The organism is Actinoplanes sp. GCM10030250 (assembly GCF_042666575.1).
Taxonomy (GTDB): Bacteria; Actinomycetota; Actinomycetes; order Mycobacteriales; family Micromonosporaceae; genus Actinoplanes.
Window position 1 is genome coordinate 1 of record NZ_JBHTDO010000114.1, and the last position, 749, is coordinate 749.

1 protein-coding gene is annotated in these 749 nt (G+C 43.8%); it reads left to right on the forward strand.

Going from position 1 to position 749, the window contains the following annotated elements; translation table 11 throughout:
* The first annotated feature begins 148 nt into the window (after window positions 1-148).
* Window positions 149-493 (forward strand): hypothetical protein, encoded by a 345-nt coding sequence (locus tag ACFQV6_RS44285; RefSeq protein WP_378033745.1) that lies wholly within the window; start codon window positions 149-151, stop codon window positions 491-493.
* The last annotated feature ends 256 nt before the right edge of the window (window positions 494-749 follow it).

The following is a 749-nucleotide window of genomic DNA, read 5'->3' on the forward strand; positions in this document are numbered from 1 at the left end:
GCGCGCGCCCGGTCCGCTTCATAACCCACATATGAAACAAAGGTGGTAAATGACTGTTATACAGTTGGAATAAAGTCACCGGTTACCGGAATTGTCACCCGCCACTGATACCATTGAATCAACGACACGACCCAGAGGAGCAGACGAAATGACCACGCCAGCCACGAACGAATTCCGCAAAACGAATGTGACGCTCAGTCGGCGCGACCGCCGACACTTCAAGCAAATGCTTTTGGAATGGGAAGACGAATACGACTTTCCGATTGAGCTGAAAGAATCGCACGCATTGAATGCCGCTGTGCAACTTCTTTTGTTGGCGGGCAATAGCGAAGCCATCGAAACATTCATGGAAGAACAGGGAATGGAAAGCGACCAGGAAAAGGAGAACATGCGAAATGGTTTCAAGTGGTTCTTGAACCAATACATGCGAGTTCTCGGCGAGGGAATTAACGAGCGCATTTCCGTTGACAAACGGCGCGTTCATCCCGTATAGAAATGAGGCACTTATCCGGAAAAGGATAAAGTCCGGAGTTGACAAATCGCGAAATGCGATAAAACCGAATAGCGAGAATGATCCGAATTCGATTTAGTGAATTGAATTCGGATCATTCTTTTTTCGTTTTGTTGAATTGTCGAATTACGAAATTGCCATTTAAATTCTTTTATCAAAAAATGACTTTTGCATTTACACAAAAAATGTTTTACCCATTCTTTACGCATTTAATTAAAGAATTAATTATTCCCCACCT

What these genes read in the sequence shown, in the direction of transcription:
- ACFQV6_RS44285 (WP_378033745.1), top strand. Translation starts at nt 149, where the DNA reads ATGACCACGCCAGCCACGAACGAATTCCGCAAAACGAATGTGACGCTC.